Annotated in this window: 13 protein-coding genes; 4 read left to right on the top strand and 9 right to left on the bottom strand. The window is 58.5% G+C overall.

What is annotated here, in order from left to right; genetic code table 11:
- Positions 1–229 precede the first annotated feature (229 nt).
- The 4 genes from G7064_RS20730 to G7064_RS20745 form a co-directional block, all read right to left on the bottom strand.
- Complete coding sequence (locus G7064_RS20730) at positions 230–757, bottom strand: hypothetical protein (RefSeq protein WP_133271029.1); 528 nt, start codon at positions 755–757, stop codon at positions 230–232.
- Between the two features lie 168 nt (positions 758–925).
- Positions 926–1234, bottom strand: a complete 309-nt coding sequence (locus G7064_RS20735) for a hypothetical protein (RefSeq protein WP_133271030.1) — start codon at positions 1232–1234, stop codon at positions 926–928.
- A gap of 110 nt (positions 1235–1344) precedes the next feature.
- Complete coding sequence (locus tag G7064_RS20740; protein ID WP_166075278.1) at positions 1345–2199, bottom strand: ParA family protein; 855 nt, start codon at positions 2197–2199, stop codon at positions 1345–1347.
- Positions 2200–2475: 276 nt separating this feature from the next.
- Positions 2476–2841: a hypothetical protein gene (locus G7064_RS20745; RefSeq protein ID WP_133271033.1), complete on the bottom strand. Its 366-nt coding sequence runs from the start codon at positions 2839–2841 to the stop codon at positions 2476–2478.
- Positions 2842–3610: 769 nt separating this feature from the next.
- Between G7064_RS20745 and G7064_RS20750 the strand changes: the two genes are divergently transcribed.
- Positions 3611–4651: a replication initiation protein gene (locus G7064_RS20750; protein ID WP_166075279.1), complete on the top strand. Its 1041-nt coding sequence runs from the start codon at positions 3611–3613 to the stop codon at positions 4649–4651.
- 217 nt (positions 4652–4868) lie between these two features.
- Here the strand turns inward: G7064_RS20750 and G7064_RS20755 are convergent, their stop codons facing one another.
- The 3 genes from G7064_RS20755 to G7064_RS20765 form a co-directional block, all read right to left on the bottom strand.
- The gene (locus tag G7064_RS20755; RefSeq protein WP_165963413.1) at positions 4869–5567 is read right to left on the bottom strand and encodes a DUF1016 N-terminal domain-containing protein; all 699 of its coding nucleotides are present in this window, start codon (positions 5565–5567) and stop codon (positions 4869–4871) included.
- Entirely contained in the window at positions 5552–6376 is an 825-nt protein-coding gene (locus tag G7064_RS20760) for a YhcG family protein (RefSeq protein WP_133271036.1), read from the bottom strand. The genes G7064_RS20755 and G7064_RS20760 overlap by 16 nt, the downstream gene beginning before the upstream one ends.
- A 229-nt stretch (positions 6377–6605) precedes the next feature.
- On the bottom strand, positions 6606–6866 hold the full coding sequence (locus tag G7064_RS20765; protein WP_166075280.1) for a hypothetical protein: 261 nt from the start codon (positions 6864–6866) through the stop codon (positions 6606–6608).
- 118 nt (positions 6867–6984) lie between these two features.
- Between G7064_RS20765 and G7064_RS20770 the strand changes: the two genes are divergently transcribed.
- The 3 genes from G7064_RS20770 (at position 6985) to G7064_RS20780 (ending at position 11942) form a co-directional block, all read left to right on the top strand.
- Positions 6985–9825: a M16 family metallopeptidase gene (locus G7064_RS20770; protein ID WP_166075281.1), complete on the top strand. Its 2841-nt coding sequence runs from the start codon at positions 6985–6987 to the stop codon at positions 9823–9825.
- Positions 9826–10098: 273 nt separating this feature from the next.
- Positions 10099–10446, top strand: a complete 348-nt coding sequence (locus tag G7064_RS20775; protein ID WP_133271037.1) for a hypothetical protein — start codon at positions 10099–10101, stop codon at positions 10444–10446.
- A 335-nt stretch (positions 10447–10781) separates the two neighbouring features.
- Positions 10782–11942, top strand: coding sequence for an acyltransferase family protein (locus G7064_RS20780; RefSeq protein ID WP_165963414.1), 1161 nt, complete (start codon positions 10782–10784; stop codon positions 11940–11942).
- Between the two features lie 304 nt (positions 11943–12246).
- Here the strand turns inward: G7064_RS20780 and G7064_RS20785 are convergent, their stop codons facing one another.
- Together G7064_RS20785 and G7064_RS20790 are read right to left on the bottom strand one after the other, a co-directional pair.
- On the bottom strand, positions 12247–13116 hold the full coding sequence (locus G7064_RS20785) for an NmrA family NAD(P)-binding protein (RefSeq protein ID WP_133271039.1): 870 nt from the start codon (positions 13114–13116) through the stop codon (positions 12247–12249).
- 655 nt (positions 13117–13771) lie between these two features.
- Positions 13772–17002 (bottom strand): WD40/YVTN/BNR-like repeat-containing protein, encoded by a 3231-nt coding sequence (locus G7064_RS20790; protein ID WP_166075282.1) that lies wholly within the window; start codon positions 17000–17002, stop codon positions 13772–13774.
- Between the last annotated feature and the right edge of the window lie 127 nt (positions 17003–17129).

Genomic DNA, 17129 nt, shown 5'->3' on the forward strand with positions numbered 1-17129 from the left:
CTGAGCGAAATTCATCCGTTGAGACTAGACAGCCCCACCCCAACATCACCCTTAAAACTATTCAATCCCAGTTATTGCCCAATTGGCACCCACACTTTTTGATGCTCTCCTAGGGTGGGGTTGCGTTAGTAACCGGACAAAGAATTACGGTAGAGCGGCCGTTTAACCTCTGTACCAAACCCGGTGGCTACTGAGTCGGAGGTCGTATCCTGGTTGGTTAAAAACCGGCCTATTTCAAGCGGACAATCGACTGTTGGAATTGCGCCCAGAGCTGGGCGTCTTGGTCTTTTGACAATGCCCTGCTGGGCGTATACTGAAACTCGTAGCTGACCTGGTGGAGCAGGACAATGCCCAGGTAGTGCGTGCCCTTGCCCGGCACATGGTAACGAGCACAGGCAGCCGTATAGGGGCCATGCAGGAGAATAGCTTCGGCCAGCAGCGTACCCCGCGTCTGGTGCATCGCGAGGTCGATCACGTCGCTGTAAAACGCATGATCGGCGTCTTTCGCGTAGCGCTTATCCCGGGGCTTCTCCAACCGCATCAGCGTGTACGTGCCGGCTAGGTCGGTATACCGGTACCCACGCGCCTGTTTGGGGGGTACATTCGGCGGCAGCGGGGTAACGGCTACCGGCTGCGGCTGGCCTAGCACGCGCAGCGTAACGGCCGCATCGACCGGAAAGCCCCCCCAGGGCAGAACCTGCGCCTGAGCGGCTACCAGGTAGAATAACGGGAATAGCATAGCGGCTAGTTTTTTCATGCCGGCCCCTTAGCAAAAGGCCCGCCAGGGCCGGGCCTAGCGTAATTTTACCCCCCGCTGCTACAAAAATGCCTGCATGAGCCAATCATCCGCTGCGTTTGCTACGGCGTATCTCCCTCCTATTGCCCAGTAAAAAAGCTATGAGGAGTGATACAGTTAGTAATCAGCTTAAAGCAGCTTCCGCCGCCGCTTCTCCTCGGCCGGCAGTTCGCGCTGGGACTCGGGATGTTGCGCAAAAAAGGCCAGGAGCGCCTGGTCAAATACCGTCGCCAGGTCTTTTCGCTCCCAGAAGGAATACTGGTGCAGCTGGCGCCACGTCTCCACCGGCAGCTGATTCGAGAACTTGATCTTAACCGCTTCCGCTTCGGGCGCTACGCTTGGGGCCGCGGCAGCCTTGGTCGCTTTGGGCTTCAACAAGAAATCGTCGGGGTTCGCGGGTAACAGCTGATCGAGGTCAAGTTTGGGTTTGGATGCCATGCTGGTTGGTCTTTATAATATTGACTTTCTTACTAACCATGATTATCTATCTTATCTTGACAGTCATGATTATCAAGATGAAATAGATAATCAGGCCAGGATTTCCTGCGTTAGGGCCTCATAATCCACGAGTGCATTCGAGTGGGGCGCGGTTTCGTGCAGGGACCGCCGTTGCACCTGCGCTTCGGGGATCGCCACGTTATCGCGGATGGTGGCTTGCATGACCAAGGCGCCAAACTGGTCCCGCATGCGCTTGACGAACTGGTGGTGGAGGCCCTTGCGGTAGGTGGCGGCATACTTGGTGAGAAAGATCCCCCGACTTCCAGCTCCGGGTTGTAGCTGTCCTGAATTTTCGCGACCAGCTCCAGCAAGCTATTCACCCCATCGAAGCTAAACAGCTCGGGCTGGGCCGGCACATACACTTTTGAGGAGGCCGTCAGGGCCGCCACCGTCAAGGGGGAATTGGGGCTGGGGGGACTATCGATCAGCACGTAATCGATATGCGCCGCCAGGTTTTTGAGGGCTTTCTTGAAGAGCAGTGGATAGGCCAGGTCCGCGCCGAGCCCCTTCTCGGCCACTACCAAGGATTCATCCGCCGCCACCAGCCACAGGTTGGGGCCCACGGGCTGCATCACGTCGAGCAGCGTGGCCTTGTGGTCGATGACCTGCGTTAGGTTCTTAGTGGGGGCCACGGCGGGCAGGCACCGCGTCAGATTCGCTTGGCTGTCGGCATCCACCAGGAGCACCCGATGGCCCGCCTGCGCCATGCAATGCCCCACGGCCCAGGCAGAAGTACTCTTGCCGGTTCCCCCCTTGCGTAGCGCGAACGTGTAAATTTCCATAGGATCTTGATTATATATTGGACAAAGAAGGTCTATATAAACTAGATTAACAAGAAATAGTTGACGTTCTGGTTTATCTTCTTTATCAAGATAATCAATATAAGCCCGAAGATCTGCGGCCATCCGGCCAGGCTTCCCAGCGTATAAAAGCGGGACTGGCCCCTTACCCCCAGCGGGAGCGCCCCGAGAAGAGGACCAGCTATACCAGGGGAGATGTTGGCTTGCCCTAGTTTTAGCACCTAAGCAATCAACCTTCGCTAGCCTGACTAGCTGGTATTGCTAAGCCTTTGCATAAAGAAAGCATTGTTTGTCAAGACAATCTTTCTTATAAATTTTATGTTGATTGTCTTGATAATCTTCACAAACAGGATAAGCTTACTGTGCTGGACTGCACTCCTACTACAAGGCGATGCGGTAAGCGGGGCTGCCCCCCGGCAGGGGAGGGGCCCCGGTACCGGTAAGCTGGTCGTCGAGGCTACGGGCGTTGCGCTCCTGCCCGTACGGCTCTCCTTGCTCCCGTCCGCGAGGAGCCTGGATTCGTTGAGTGCCAGCTGCGCGGCCCGGAACGCGAGCAGGAGCCCGGCCATGCGGCTCGGAGGTCTGCACCCGGGCGCCCGAGAGGGTAGGGCTGCCCTCTGCCCAGGGCAGAGCGTAGCGGCGGCGGTACGCTAACGCGCGCCGCCGAAGGGGGCAGGACATCAGGCGCCCCACGTCCCCGCTGCCTCCGGCTGGGGTGAGGACAACTTCTTCTGAGGGCGCAGGCAAGGCACCGCTGACAGGCTACCGGCAAGCCTAGCCGGGAAGCTGCTTACCCTTGTTAGCCTTGTCGGTAGCCTGTCAGCGGAGTTAGCGCTTCTAGGGAAGACAGGGCACCGCGCGGGGAGAAGGGAGGCCCCCGGGGCAGTGCCATTTTTCACGCAGATGATGCTCACCCCGCTTTCGGCACCCACCCCAGGCGGCGGGTGCCATTTTTCACGCAATTGCCCGGGGAGATAATACCCTCCGCGCCAACGGGTTCGCCCGCTTGGGCGGGGGCCGTTCCCGGGCGTCAGAACCGCCCTAAAAGCCTTCGTTGTCTCCTTTTAACCTTTTTCTGACCCTTACTGGAAAGTCACTTTCACTCAAAAAAAAGCCGAACCTCTTCTGTTTTCTAAAGCTATTCTTTACTATTCTATATTCAGGGCGCCCTAACCACTTGACAATCAGTAAGTAAGCCCCAATATCTGCGTGAAAAATGGCACTCTGCAGCGTGAAAAGTGGCACCCATGTGCGTGAAGGATGGCACCTTCTGCGCGAAAAACGGCACCTATTTGCGTGAAGAATGGCACCCCTACGTGAAAAATGGCACCTTCTGCGTGAAAAACGGCACTCGCGGCTCCGGCGAACCCCAATTACGTGAAAAATGGCACCTCTGGCGGTGCCCGCCGCTACCTGCGTGAAAAATGGCACCCGGGAGTCCGCTGCTGCGTGAACGGATTTTGCAGTCACGCATTTTCGCGTATCTTAGGGCTTTCCCGTTACTGCTGCGTTGCGTATGTTGCCCCCGCCCCCCCCGCCGCCTGCCCTCTACCCGCGTGCCTACCAGGCCAATGCCCTGGTGCGGGCCCCCCTGAAGCTCACCCACGTAGAGGCCCGCATCTTCGCCCTGGCCCTGGGCTGCATTCACCAGGACCAGACCGAGCTGCCCGGCATCTCCATCCCCCTGAGCCGGGTGATGACCCAAAAAAAGGGGGGCAGCGTGTACGAGACCATCCGCGACGCCTGCAAAAGCCTCATGTCCAAGGTGGTCAGCATTGAGTCCCAGACCGGCAACAAAAAGCGTTTTACGGCCTACTCCATCATCAGCTACATTGACCTGAACGAGGGCACGGGCTTTTTGACGGGCAACTTCGCCCCCGAGATCAAGCCCTTTCTGCTGCAGCTGGCCGAGCAGTACACCCACGTGGAGATTGAAACCCTGCTCACGCTTAAGTCCGCCCACGCCCACCGCCTGTACTGGCTGCTCAAGTCCTGGGACGACGTGGGCCTGTGGGAGGTGGACTTCGAGACCCTGCGCAAGCAGGTGCTGGGCGATGACAACGACGTGACCTACACCCTGTTCTACGACTTTAAGCGCTACGTGCTCGAGCCCGCCCTGCGCGAGCTCCACTCCCTGGGCTGGGTCGTGAGCTACCAGCCCCTGAAGGAAGGCAAAAAAGTGAAGGGCGTGCGCTTCACCATTCCGGGCCCCTTGGCTCAGCTGGGGGAGGACGCGCTGTCGGAGCCCGCCGCGCGGACCACCAACCGATCCCGGTCCGCGGACAAGCAGATGAGCTTGGCCCTGGCCGCCGAGCTGCCCACCCTGCAGCAGCGCATCGTCACCCGCCTGCAGAAGCTGAAAATGACGGCCGCCCAGATTCAGCATGTGCTCGAGTTCATGGGCGACGACGAGGCCCGCATTGCCCGGCTGATGAAAGCCACGCACCCCCTGCTGCGCGACTTTGAGGCCGGCAACAAGGTCTTCGATAACCTGGGCGGGGTAGCCACCAACCTGCTCAAGACCGAGTTCCCGGGCTTGTATCCCGTGCTCAAATAAGCGCCTGGTAAGCGCGGGCGGGTGGGGTATGATCCACCGGAGGACCCTCCCGGCTAGGAGGCGCTAGGTCTTGCTGGAGGGGATAGGGCTGCCCGGCCATAGCGAGGCCCTAGTATATAATTTTGCCAAGGAATAGACTACTTGAAAAAAGTAAAAAAATGCTGGTTCTCCGAGGAAATAAAGGTGTTCTTAAAAGTCTATTTTGGTATAAAAGGTGTTATAGTATTTGTGCTAAAATGTACTCTGATTGGCAACCGCGAATGTTTTTTGTGCTTTGATTCCGTAGAAAAAAGGGCTCAGCCCGACCAGCTTGGCCGCAGTAGATAGCGCGCGTACTTCGCAGGCTTCTGCAATAGAAGGAATAGTAGGTTTCCTCTCTTCCGCTTGAACCAGCGGAAAAGAGGGTAGCATAGGCCACCTGCAGGGGCTGGGCGCCCGAGTAGGCAGCTAGGACGGCGGCTTTGTCGGTGGAGAGGCCCGTGCGCTCGTACAAGGCCGAATCAATGGCGCGCTGGAGTGCGCGCACCGACCAGTAGTTTTTTATCGATTGCACCTCGTAGAAGGTGCGCTGAAGCGGGATGGTGAGTGCCAGCAGCTCAATGAAGTAGGAAAAGCTGAGACGGGTGAGTAGCAGGGGCAGGGCTACGCCGGGCCCGTCCGTAGCCAGATTAGATTGGTCAGACAGTGTCTGACCAATAGGAGGGAAAGCCAACCCGGCCGCTTGCAGGGTGGCTGCTTGGGCCACGAGCAGGGCGGGATAGGTCTGGTAAAACTGGCGACAGAGCTTGAGATTGGTCAGCGAGAGGCCGGTAACGCCCCGCGTGCGCAGGGTCTTAGCCAATTCGGCCAGTATGCGTTCCCCATAGTTTGCCCGGTCCTGACCGTGCTGCTCGTACTCAGTCAAGTAGAAACCCACCAGCCAGTTGCGGATAGGTAGAAGTTCATCTTGCCCGCGTATTCGGGCCGGAACTCGGTAATCTTGAGTTCGATGGCCACCAGGCATTGCAGGCCCCGGTGATAGAGCAGCAGGTCAATAAAGTACTCGTTGCCCGCCAGCTCCAGCCGGTACTGGTTGCCGATAAAGCTGAAGTCGCCGCCCATCTCCTGCAGAAAGCGGCGCACGTTGCCCAGCAGCGCCTGCTCTAACTCGTATTCGGAGTGTTCGCTGCTCAGTTCCAGGAAGCCGAAGGTGTACTCGTCCTTCAGGGCCAGGGCGGCCTGCTCCACGCGCGGGGTAGGCAGCGTCGTGGGAAAATTATGTTGAGCCAGGACCGTGCGCTGGTAGGTCTGCGCCTTCAGCTGCTGGGCCAGCACGGTTTTGGTCCAGCCGTGGCGCTGGGTCTGTACGGTATAGAAGTAGCGCTCCTGCGGGTCTTTGCAGCGGGCCATGATCAGCAGGTGCTTGGCCCAACTGATTTCTCCAACCAGCGGTTGGAGTAGTTCGCTAGCGCTGTACTCGAGATAGAACTGGCGCATGTACCACAGGTTCTGCACGGAAAAGCCACTCACGCCCGCAAACTCGCGCTGCAGGTCGCGGGCCAGGGTCTCGACCACGGCTTTGCCCCAGCCCTGCTGCTGCTGGCGCTCGGCAATGAGCTGGCCCAGGTCCCAGTAGAGCTGCATCTGTTCGCGGTTGACTTGTTGCAGGGCCCGGTACTGGGCCGCGCGCACCCGGTGGGTGAGGGCGGTGAGCAACTGGGCGTAGTCAGAGGGGAGCGAAGTCATACGCACAAGGGGGCAGGAGGAGGGAAGGCAAGGGGGCGCGGAGCCCGGGGGCAAAGAAAACGTAATCTGGGCAAAGGCCGACCGAGTACCCAGCTGGGGGGCGAAGAAGCAAGGCCGAACTCACCAGCGCACAGATCGCTTACTCTTTCCATTGCTGTCACATTTATTAAACGGTGCTTGACAAATGCTACAGGACTAATCGCTCAACCCTTTCGAAACCCACCTCAACTTACGTCCTCCTTCTGGGCGGCTTCGCTAGACCACTTCCGTAGGGGCGCCGGCTGAGGTGGTCGATGAGGTAGCGGATGGTGTCGGTGGGCGAGCCCGTACCCAGCCCGAGGCGGAAGCCGGCAACAGGTGGTGCTGCCCGCTGCTGGCACCGGCACAGCGCTGCCTCTGCGGGGCTTCGTGCCGGGCCTATGCCATGTGCGGATGCCGGCCGACGCCCCGCAGGTGGGCCAGCGACTGGTGATGGAGTAGGAGAGCGCAAACGGGCAGCACCACAGGGGGCAGACAACTTTTCTGCTCTATATTCGCTCGGAATACTAGGAATCTATTTCCTGAATTTGAAACGGCGCTGCTTTTTCTTCGCAGAACTTAACATAAGTATGAAAACCTCGAAATTTCATTTCGTTACCGTCGCTTGTCTTTTGTTTTCGGTGCTTTCCGTTTCGGCTCAGAAACCGACAGGTAAGCCCCTTTTCAAAGTCGAGTACGAGAAGTTCACGCTCCCAAATGGGTTGGAAGTGATTTTCCACGTCGACCGTTCCGACCCGGTCGTCGCCGTTAATCTTACTGCCCACGTTGGCTCGGCGCGCGAGAAAGCGGGACGAACCGGATTCGCGCATCTTTTCGAGCATCTTCTTTTTCTCGAATCAGAAAATTTAGGCAAAGGCGGACTTGATAAGATGACCGCCCGCATCGGCGGTTCGGGCGCGAACGGCTCGACGAGCCGCGACCGCACGAACTACTTGCAAACCGTGCCGAAAGACGCGCTCGAAAAAATGCTGTGGGCGGAAGCCGACAAGCTCGGCTGGTTTATCAACACGGTAACCGAGCCGGTGCTGGCCAAAGAAAAACAAGTTGTTAAAAACGAGAAGCGGCAGAGCGTCGACAATAATCCATACGGGCATACGTCTTACGTGATCGACAAGGCGCTGTATCCGGCCGACCATCCGTATAACTGGCAGGTCATCGGCTCGCTCGACGATTTGCAGAACGCGCAGCTGTTGGACGTTAAAGAATTTTTCCGCCGCTGGTATGTTCCGAATAACGTAACGCTCGTCGTCGCGGGCGATTTCGATACGGCGCAGGCGCGCAAATGGGTTGAAAAATATTTCGGCGAAATAAAACGCGGCGAAGTCGTAAAATCGCTGGCGAAGCGCCCGGGAACGCTAAAAGAAACCGTCAAATTTTATCACGAAGACAACTTTGCGAAATTGCCGGAATTGACCCTGACGCGTGTCGGCGTCGAGCAGCTTCATCCGGACTCCTACGCGCTGAATGTGTTAACGCAGTACCTCGCCGACGGCAAGAAAGCGCCGCTTTACCGCGTTCTGGTTGAAGATAAAAAATTGACTTCCGACATTTCGATGGTCAATTACAATTCGGAACTCGCCGGCCAAATAATGCTCGAAGTGCGCGCGTTCGCCGACAAAGATCTGGACGAAGTGATGATTGGCATCCAGGAGGCGTTCGCTCTTTTTGACCGAGAAGGCATTTCGGAAAAAGATTTGAGCCGCATCAAAGCCGGCCAGGAAACGAGATTTTACAATTCGTTGTCGAGCGTTCTCGGCAAAGGCACGCAGCTTGCGCAATACAATTATCTGACGGGCAATCCGGGATTTGTCGAAACGGATATAAAAAATATACTCGCCGTGACGGCCGCAGACGTGCGGCGCGTGTATCAGAAATACATCAAAAACAAGAAGTACGTAGCGACGAGTTTCGTGCCGAAAGGCAAATCGGCGCTCGCGCTTGACGGGTCAAAAAAGGCGGAAGTCACGGAAGAAAAAATCGTGCAAGGTGCCGAAGACGCCGTTGACCCGACCGCGGCCGCCACCTACGAAAAAACGCCTTCGACTTTTGACCGAAGCATGGAGCCGCCATACGGGGCGGTGCCCGAGGTCAACGTTCCGGCGATGTGGGAAGACAAGCTTACCAACGGCTTGCGCGTTCTGGGCATCGAAAACAGCGAAGTGCCACTCGCCCAGTTTGAAATCATCGTCGACGGTGGTTTGCTGCTCGAGGATATAAACCGAGTCGGCGTCGCCAATTTGATGGCGCGAATGATGACGCAGGGGACGCAAAAGAAAACCGCGCAGGAACTCGAAGAAGCAATTCAACAATTAGGGGCTTCCATAAATGTTGTAGCCGGAGCCGAAGACATCCGCATCTCGGTCAACACGCTCGCCAGAAATTACGAGCCGACGCTTCGGCTGGTCGAAGAAATTTTATTGGAGCCGCGTTGGGACGCCAAAGAATTCGACTTGATAAAACAATCCGTCGTCAGCCAAATTCGCCAGCAGGAGGCGAACCCGAACGCGGTCGCGCAACTAAATTTCAACCGTTTAATTTACGGTAAAGACAACATTCGTTCGCGCAATATTCTGGGAACGGCCGAATCGGTTGCGGCCATCACGCTCGACGATGTAAAGGCTTTTTACGGCAAAAGTATATCGCCGTCAGTCGCGCGAATGCACGTCGTCGGCGCGCTGAACAAAGCGGCGATTATGAAGCCTTTAAACGAAATCAATAAAAAATGGGCGAGCAGAACCGTTGCAATTCCCCCCTATACAACGCCGTCGGCACCGGCCAAATCGCAGATTTATTTCTACGACGTGCCGGACGCCAAACAATCGGTCATTCGTTTCGGCTATCCGGCTCTGGCACAAACCGACCAGGATTTTTATCCGGCGACCGTTATGAATTACATTCTCGGCGGCGGCGGTTTCGCCTCGCAGCTAACGCAGCAGCTGCGCGAAGGCAAAGGCTACACCTACGGCATCACTTCGGGTTTTTCCGGCACTAAAAGTCCGGGGGCCTTCGTCATCGGCAGCAGCGTTAGAACCAACGTAACGCTCGAATCGGCGAAGTTGATAAAAAGCATTTTGCAGGATTATCCGAAAAATTACTCGGAAAAAGAGTTGGAAACGACCAAAGGCTTTCTGATTAAGAGCAATGCCAGGGCGTTTGAAACGGCCGGCGCGAAACTGAATATGTTGGAGAACATCAGCAAATACGGCTGGAAATACGATTACGTCAAAGACAGAGAGCGAACGGTCAAAGCAATGACCGTCGCGCAGGTACAGGATTTGTCGCGTAAATATCTCGACACGGACAAAATGTTCTGGCTCGTCGTCGGCGACGCCAAAACGCAATTGCCGCGTCTGAAGGAACTCGGGTTCGGCGAGCCAGTATTAATCAACAACCGAACTTCCGAAAAGTAATCGGCAAGAACCAGCCGTTGCCCTTAGCCAGCTGCTCGCGGTTCGGTCTTTCTCCCGCAGGTGGCGCCGGGCGGCGCTGTCTTTTCTGCTTCCCTTCGGCGCGGCGGCGCATGCCCCGGCCTGGCAGGCGGCCCTGAGTTCTGACAGGCCCGGCGCCACTTACCGCAGCGCCACCTTGCCGGCGGCCGGCGGCGCAGGCACCGTGCTGAAGCTGACTGACACGGGCAGCGCCGCTCCGCTGGGCTAGGCGCCGCGCGGCGGCGAGGGCTGGCTATGGAGAAGAAACCGCGGCCTTCGCTGCCGCCCCCGGCAAGCACCGCATTTGCGGAGACCCCGGACGTAGTGCCCAGCCCGCGCCTTTCCTTTACGGTGTCGGTCGCCGTGAAGAAGGGAAGCTACTTCTATACGTTGACCGATATTGCCAACGAAGCCACGGACACGACTCATAGTCAATTGCCCGTTCGAGTGGAGGCCATCCTGCGCCTCACTAAGGCCATGCGGAAGTTGGACCCCACGAGTGAAAACCTACCCGACCTGTTGGCGTATTTGCCCGCGGTCCACGCCGAAATGCTGGCCGTCACGCAGCGCCTCGAAGCCGCTATGGTGGCGCCTACGAAATAGCCCGCCGCAGGAGCGAGTACGTGCCGGCTATGCTGTTTGCTAGCCCGTAGACCAGCCTGCTGAAGTTGTGTCCCCTTTCTTCAACGCTCCCTTGAGAAAAGTGACGAGTACCGGCTCTGGTTGAGGCTTACCTGGAATAAGCGGAGAACTGCGACTGCATGGGGTACAGGAGAAGACTGCAGGAGCGGGACCACATCGGGTGCTGGCGGGCGCGTCGGCAGTCGGCGCCCGCCTTCGCCCAGGGAAGTCGGGTAGCCAGGGCGGATTTTGTTATATTTAAGTATTGGAATATATTATTAAGTTTGGAGGATCGAACCCGCCCTCCTCCTCCTTGTATGCGCTACATTGCTCAACTCGATGCCCTGCGGGCCCTGGCTATCCTGTTTGTGTTGATCAATCATACGGTGCCGAAAAGCCACCCGCTCTTTACCCTTTCCGATAAAGTTTCCGGGCCCGATATCTTTTTTACCCTCAGCGGCTTCCTGATCACGGCCCTGCTGCTGAAGGACCGCGAGGCGGTGGCGCTCCAGCGCCTCACCAAGTTCCGCGTCTTCCTCCACTTCTTTGTCAAACGGGCCTTGCGCCTCTATCCTGCCTATGTGTTGCTGGTGGGGCTGGATTTTTTCTTGCGCGGCCTACCGGCCGCTAGTTATGGCCCCTATGTATCGTTCACCTCCAACCTGGTCATCTACCAGCAGCAGGACTGGGGGCCGCTGGCGCACCTGTGGACGATGGCGGTGGAACAACAGTTTTACCTGTTGTGGCCCTTTGTGCTGCTGCTGCTCCCGCGGCCGTGGTTGCCCTATGCGATAGCGTTCTTTGTCAGCGTGGGCCTCTACAGCCAGCACGCCGTCCCCGCCACCGACTTCAGTCATGTGCTGCCGCACACGTGTTTGGATGCCTTGGGTCTGGGCGCGTTGCTGGCCTGGGTAGTCCTCGAAAAACCCCAGTACCTGCCCCAACTATACCGCGGCCTGTGTGGGCTGGCCTTCGCCAGTATAGCCCTGATGGTGGCTCCGAGCGCGTTTGGGTTCGCGCCGCCGCTGCCGCAGCGCACGTTGGTGGCCGTGCTGGTCGTGTGGCTCATCAGCTACTTCGTAGTGCGGGGAGAGAAGGAAGGCGGGATGGTGAACGCCGTCTTGACGACGAAACCCTTACTGGTTATCGGCAAGCTGAGCTACGGCATTTACCTCTACCACCTGACGGTTCTGTCTTGCGCGTACCCCGTGCTCGACCGGCTGAACCGCTACCTGCCCTTTTATGAAAGTAGCGCGTATGGCTATTGGCTGGTCGAATCCCTGCTACTCATCGGGGCCGTGGCCTGGGGCTCGTGGAACTACGTGGAGCGGCCGCTTCAGGCCCGGAGTAAGCACTGGCTGAGGAAGAAGACAACCTCCCCCACGCGGTCCCCGCGGCGGCCTAACCGAGGGGAGGTGGTGGATTCACGGCGGGCCCTCTTCCCGTTCGCCGTTCCTGAAGGCGCTAGCGCGTCCTGACAGGATTGGGAAAACGGACCTACCACGGCGCCCACAAACCGCCCTTGTAGGAGCTACTGATAGCGACGTAAAGCCTCCCCTAAGGGTCCGTTTGACGGACCCTTTTACCCCCCCCGCCAAACCTCCGGTTAACGGACACTTTATCGATCCTTAAAATCTGCTCAGAAAGGCTGTTTCAGGCAGGTGTTTGCCTACCCATTTTCTGGACAGACTAAACCGACTAGGACGGGGACGTTTTTTGGGTCCAGATCAACGCCGCTTATCCTCCCTGTTGCTGGTTGACCAGACGCGAGGACGAAGGAGGCTAGCGCTCCGAGTGCTGATGAACGAGTTGGTGGAAGTAGGCGTGCAAGGTCGTGGTGCCCCGAATCGGGTGCGGGGGTAGCTCGTATTGCTGATCGAGCGTGATACCCGTCATGTGGGCCATCGATTCGGCCGCCGGCGCCGAGAAGCCCACCGCCTGCAAGGCCTGGGTCCACTCGGCCCGTGGGGTTACTTCCACCGTTACGGGCCGGTGCAGCACGTCCGTCAAGGCCGCGGCTACCTCCGCCGCGCAGTACCGCGCGGGGCCTTCCACGTAGTGCAACCCCGTCTGCGAGAGTGGTTCAGTCAACAAGCGGGCCGCGATGCGGGCGATGTCCACCGGAGCCACCATCGGCAGCTGAAAGTCGGCGGGATACAACGACGGCACTGTTCCTGCTTGCCGGGCGCTGGCCAGGGCCGGGTCCCAATTACTCATGTAATAGGCGGCGCGAATAATACTGGTGGGAATCGGCTGCGCGGCCAAGGCTTGCTCCATGGCGTAGAGCACCCCTAAATCCCCTGCCTGGGTGCCCGGCTGCGCCCCGTACGTGGATTCGGCCACTACCTTGTGCAGGCCCGAGTCGGGGAGGGCAGCGAGAATAGCGGCCAGGCTTTTCCGCTCTTCGGCGGCCGTGTCGGTGGCGGGTGGCGCCGGCGGGTTCAGCAGAAATAAGCGCTGACCCTGGCGAAATATAGCGTGGAGGGCGGACGTGTCGTGCACGTCCGCCACCACCGTCTGGGCGCCGTGCTGCTGCCAGTGCGGGGCGTGGTCCGGGGTGTGCAAGACGAGCGTAACGGGCTCGCCGCGCGCTAAGAGCAGGTGGGCGAGCGCCGACCCAATATGGCCCGTAGCACCCAAAATGATATGCATGGGAAAAAGACTAGGGTAGAAGAAATACCGGCAGCCCCCCGCTGCGCCGAAGCCAAGGGGAAGACCTGTAATTGTGTACGGAAAGAAACCAAGAGGTGGCTAGTCGTCTAGTTTTACCCAAGGGCTAGCATATGCGACAAGGCCTTATCCTAGCTGGTCAACGGGAAGAGGAGATGTTTGAAGTAGACCCTTTATTCGAACACGTTATGTACCCTCACGGCTGCCCGCGAAAGCACGGTTTTCGGGCGGCGTTTTTACCCCATAGAGGGATCCTTCCTTTTGAGCGGATTTACCCGCTAATTCCATGAGGACCTGTGTATGGCCCTCAACATGCAGAGATACCAAATGGAACAATAGGGGCCTTATAGGTCTTTAAATAAGGTCCGAAAAATCGGCGTTCCTAAACCTTGTTTTACCGCGCCCAACTAAGGATACGATGCAGTCTTTACCAGGCGAATCCATCCTCGCTGGAAGTGTCCGAGGATCTTCCTCACGACGGCAGGAAAGCAGGCGGCTATTCATTCGGGGGATAAAGTTTATCGCTTGACGAAGCTGTTAGCTGCCACATTAGCTTCTCCTCGGCAGCCACAAAAAGCCCAGACCGAACAGTCGATCTGGGCTTTTTACTACACACCTTGCTTTATAAACGTATTCCTTACAAGCTACTGGGAGCAGTGGGTGGGGCTGACGGAGGCAGCGTAATCGCATCCACACGCTTGTCGCGAATGAGCTTGTTCAGGGCCGGCAGATCCTGCTCCCGGATCATTTTGAACTGATTGAGCTGCTGATTAATCTGCTCCGTCACTTCCTTCTTGAAGGCCACGGCCTGCTCGGTGGGCCGGTAGTCGCCGGTGCTGGCCTGCCCGACCAGGGCCGCTAGTTTGTTGTTCAAGCGGATAGGAAAGTTCAGGGGGTCCTGGCCGCTCTTGTTCTTGGTTTGATAGAGCGCCTCCTCAATCTGGGTGATTTTCTTGTCAATGGCCGCGGCCGATTCCACGATATCCTTGGCATTGGCTTGATCCTTCAACGGGCCGGTAATGGCAGTAAGCTGCCCGCGCAGGGTACGGATATCGCGAATGGCATTGTGGGTTTCGGTGAGCTTCTGCTGCACTTCCTGCAGAAAGGTAAACTGCGCCTGCAGATCCTCCGGGGTGGCTTTACTGCGCGGGTCAGGCAATACTTTAAAGGTCGCTTCCTGCGTTTCCTGGTTGAGCGTCAGGCGGGCTGTGTAGGTGCCCGGCACGGCCCTAGGCCCCTGCGTGCCGCCCCCCCACAGAATAAGCCCTTCAAACTGGCTTGCATCGGGGTAGCTTAAATCCCAAACGTAGCGGTTCAGGCCCTTACGAGTAGGCAGCAGCTCCCGTTTTACCTTGGCTTTTTCGGCCTTCGTCAAATTTTTGCCCCCCAGCTCCCGCTCCGTGTTCGTGAACGTGCGAATACGCTTGCCGCTCGCATCCAGGATTTCCAGCTTCACCTGGCTGGTCGAATCCAGCTTTTGGGCGAAGTAATAGTGTAGCATGACCCCACCCGGATGGTTTTGGCCCGCAGTTTTAGGTATCGTGGGGGTGCCGCGTCCCTCCATCTTATAGCTCGCGGCCGGCGTGTAGAGATGAAACTTGCTGGCGGCCACCGGCGCACTCAGCTGGTGCAGGGGGGTAAGGTCGTCGAGCAGCCAGAACCCGCGGCCCTGCGTGGCGGCAATGAGGTTGTCGTTTTTAATCGTGAGGTCCGTGATGGAAACCGGGGGCAGATTGAGCTGCAACGGCTGCCACTGCTGCCCGTCAGTAAAGGAGACGTACAAGCCGTATTCGGTGCCCGCGTAAAGCAGCCCGGCGCGCTTGGGGTCGGCGCGCACCACGCGGGTGAAATGCGTGTCGGGAATGCCGGCGGTGATTTTTGTCCACGTCTTACCGTAGTCGGTGGTCTTGTACAGGTAAGGCCGAAAGTCGCCGGATTTGTACATAGTAGCCGCTACGTAGGCGGCGCCTTTCGTGGTGGGGTGGGCGTCGATGCTGTTAATCTGAATCCAATCGGGCATGCCTTTGGGCTGCACTTTCGTCCAGGTTTTGCCCTGGTCGCGAGTTATGTGCAACAGTCCGTCGTCGGAGCCTGTCCAAATTACGCCTTGCTCTATCGGCGATTCCGCGATGGCGAAGATGGTTCCGTAGTATTCCACGGCCGTATTGTCCTTGGTAATAGGTCCACCCGAGGGTCCCAGGGTTTTGGGGTCATTGCGGGTCAGATCCGGGCTGAGTATTTCCCACGACTGCCCTTGGTTGGTTGTGGCGTGCAAATGGTTGGAGCCCGCGTAAAGCTTTTTGGGGTCATGGGGGGAAAACAGCAGGGGAAAATTCCACTGGAACCGGTATTTCATGCCCTCCGCGCCGTGGCCCATGGGGTTATCGGGCCATACGTCAATGGTGCGTTCCTGCTGGGTGCTATGATCTACGCGGGAAAGAAAACCGTCGTAGCTGCCCCCGTACACGATATCAGGGTTGCGCGGGTCGACAGCGATGTGGGCGCTTTCGCCCCCGGCCGTCGGCTCCCAGTCGCGCTCCTCGATGCTGCGGCCCGCCGTGCGGTGCGGAATGCGTACGGTCGAGTTGTCCTGCTGGGCCCCGTAGATGCGGTAGGGGAAATGGTTGTCGGTAACCACGCGGTAAAACTGGCCCGTGGGCTGGTTGTGGTACGTGGTCCAGTTCAGGCCCCCGTCGGTGCTCACCTGGGCGCCGCCGTCGTCGGCCATGACCATGCGGTTAGGATTCTCGGGGGCAATCCACAGATCGTGGTGGTCGCCGTGGGGCGCATCCGCGGCCTGGAAGGTGCGCCCCCCGTCCTTGCTTTTGTGGTAGGACACGTTCAGCACGTACATCACGTCCGCGTCCTTGGGGTCGGCATAAATGCGGGTATAGTACCAGGCCCGCTGGCGCAGGTTGCGGTCATCGGAAAGCTTCTGCCAGTGCTTGCCCCCATCGTCGGAGCGAAATAAGCCCCCCTTTTCCGCTTCCACCAAGGCCCACACCCGGCTAGAGTTCACCGGCGACACGGCCACGCCGATGATGCCTAAGGTGCCCGTCGGCAAGCCTTCGCTGCGGGAGATATCCTGCCAGGTGTCGCCCCCATCGGTGCTTTTCCACAGGCCCGAGCCCGGCCCGCCCGAGGAGAAGCTGTAGGGGGTGCGCCGCACATTCCAGGTGCTGGCGTACAAAATGCGCGGGTTGCTAGGGTCCAGAATCAAGTCGACGGCGCCCGCGTCTGGGTTAGCAAACAGCACGCGCTCCCACTTCTTGCCGCCGTCTTGGGAGCGGTACACGCCGCGCATTTCGCTGGGCGCGTACAAATCGCCCATGGCTGCTACATACACCAGATCCGGGTTTTTGGGGTGAACGCGAATGCGGCCGATATGACGCGAATCCTTGAGGCCGACGTTCACCCAGGTCTGGCCCGCGTCCTGCGACTTCCACACCCCAAAGCCCGACGACACGTTGCCGCGCACCGTTTGCTCGCCCTCGCCGGCGTACAGCACGTTCGGGTCCGATTCGCTGACGGCTACGGCCCCGATGGAGCCGCCAAAGTAGCGGTCGGAGATGTTTTCCCAGGTGCCGCCGCCATCGGTGGTGCGCCACACGCCGCCCCCGGCCGTGCCCATGTAGTACAGGTTGGGGTTGCCGGGCACGCCCGTCGCCGTGCCCGCCCGTCCGCCGCGGTAGGGGCCAATGGAGCGCCACCGCAGTCCATTGTACAAGGTGGTGTCATAGACTGCGGTGGTGCCTTGGGGGGCTTTCTTTCGCTTGGCGCGCTGCTGGGCTTCGGCAGGGGCTGGGAGCAGCAGCAGACCAAACAACCCGCCAAGCAAAGCGGCATTCAGGGGTAGGGGAAGTTTCATAGGCAAAAGAAAAGAATAGCAAGGGGTGAGTACCGAGAGTCGACGCGCCAACCTGCCGGGGGAAGTTTCCATCCAGTCAACTGCCTCTAAGGTAATAAGCTTCGCTTCTAAATCAGCCGGGAAGGTG

This window comes from Hymenobacter sp. HDW8 (assembly GCF_011305775.1).
GTDB lineage: Bacteria > Bacteroidota > Bacteroidia > Cytophagales > Hymenobacteraceae > Hymenobacter > Hymenobacter radiodurans.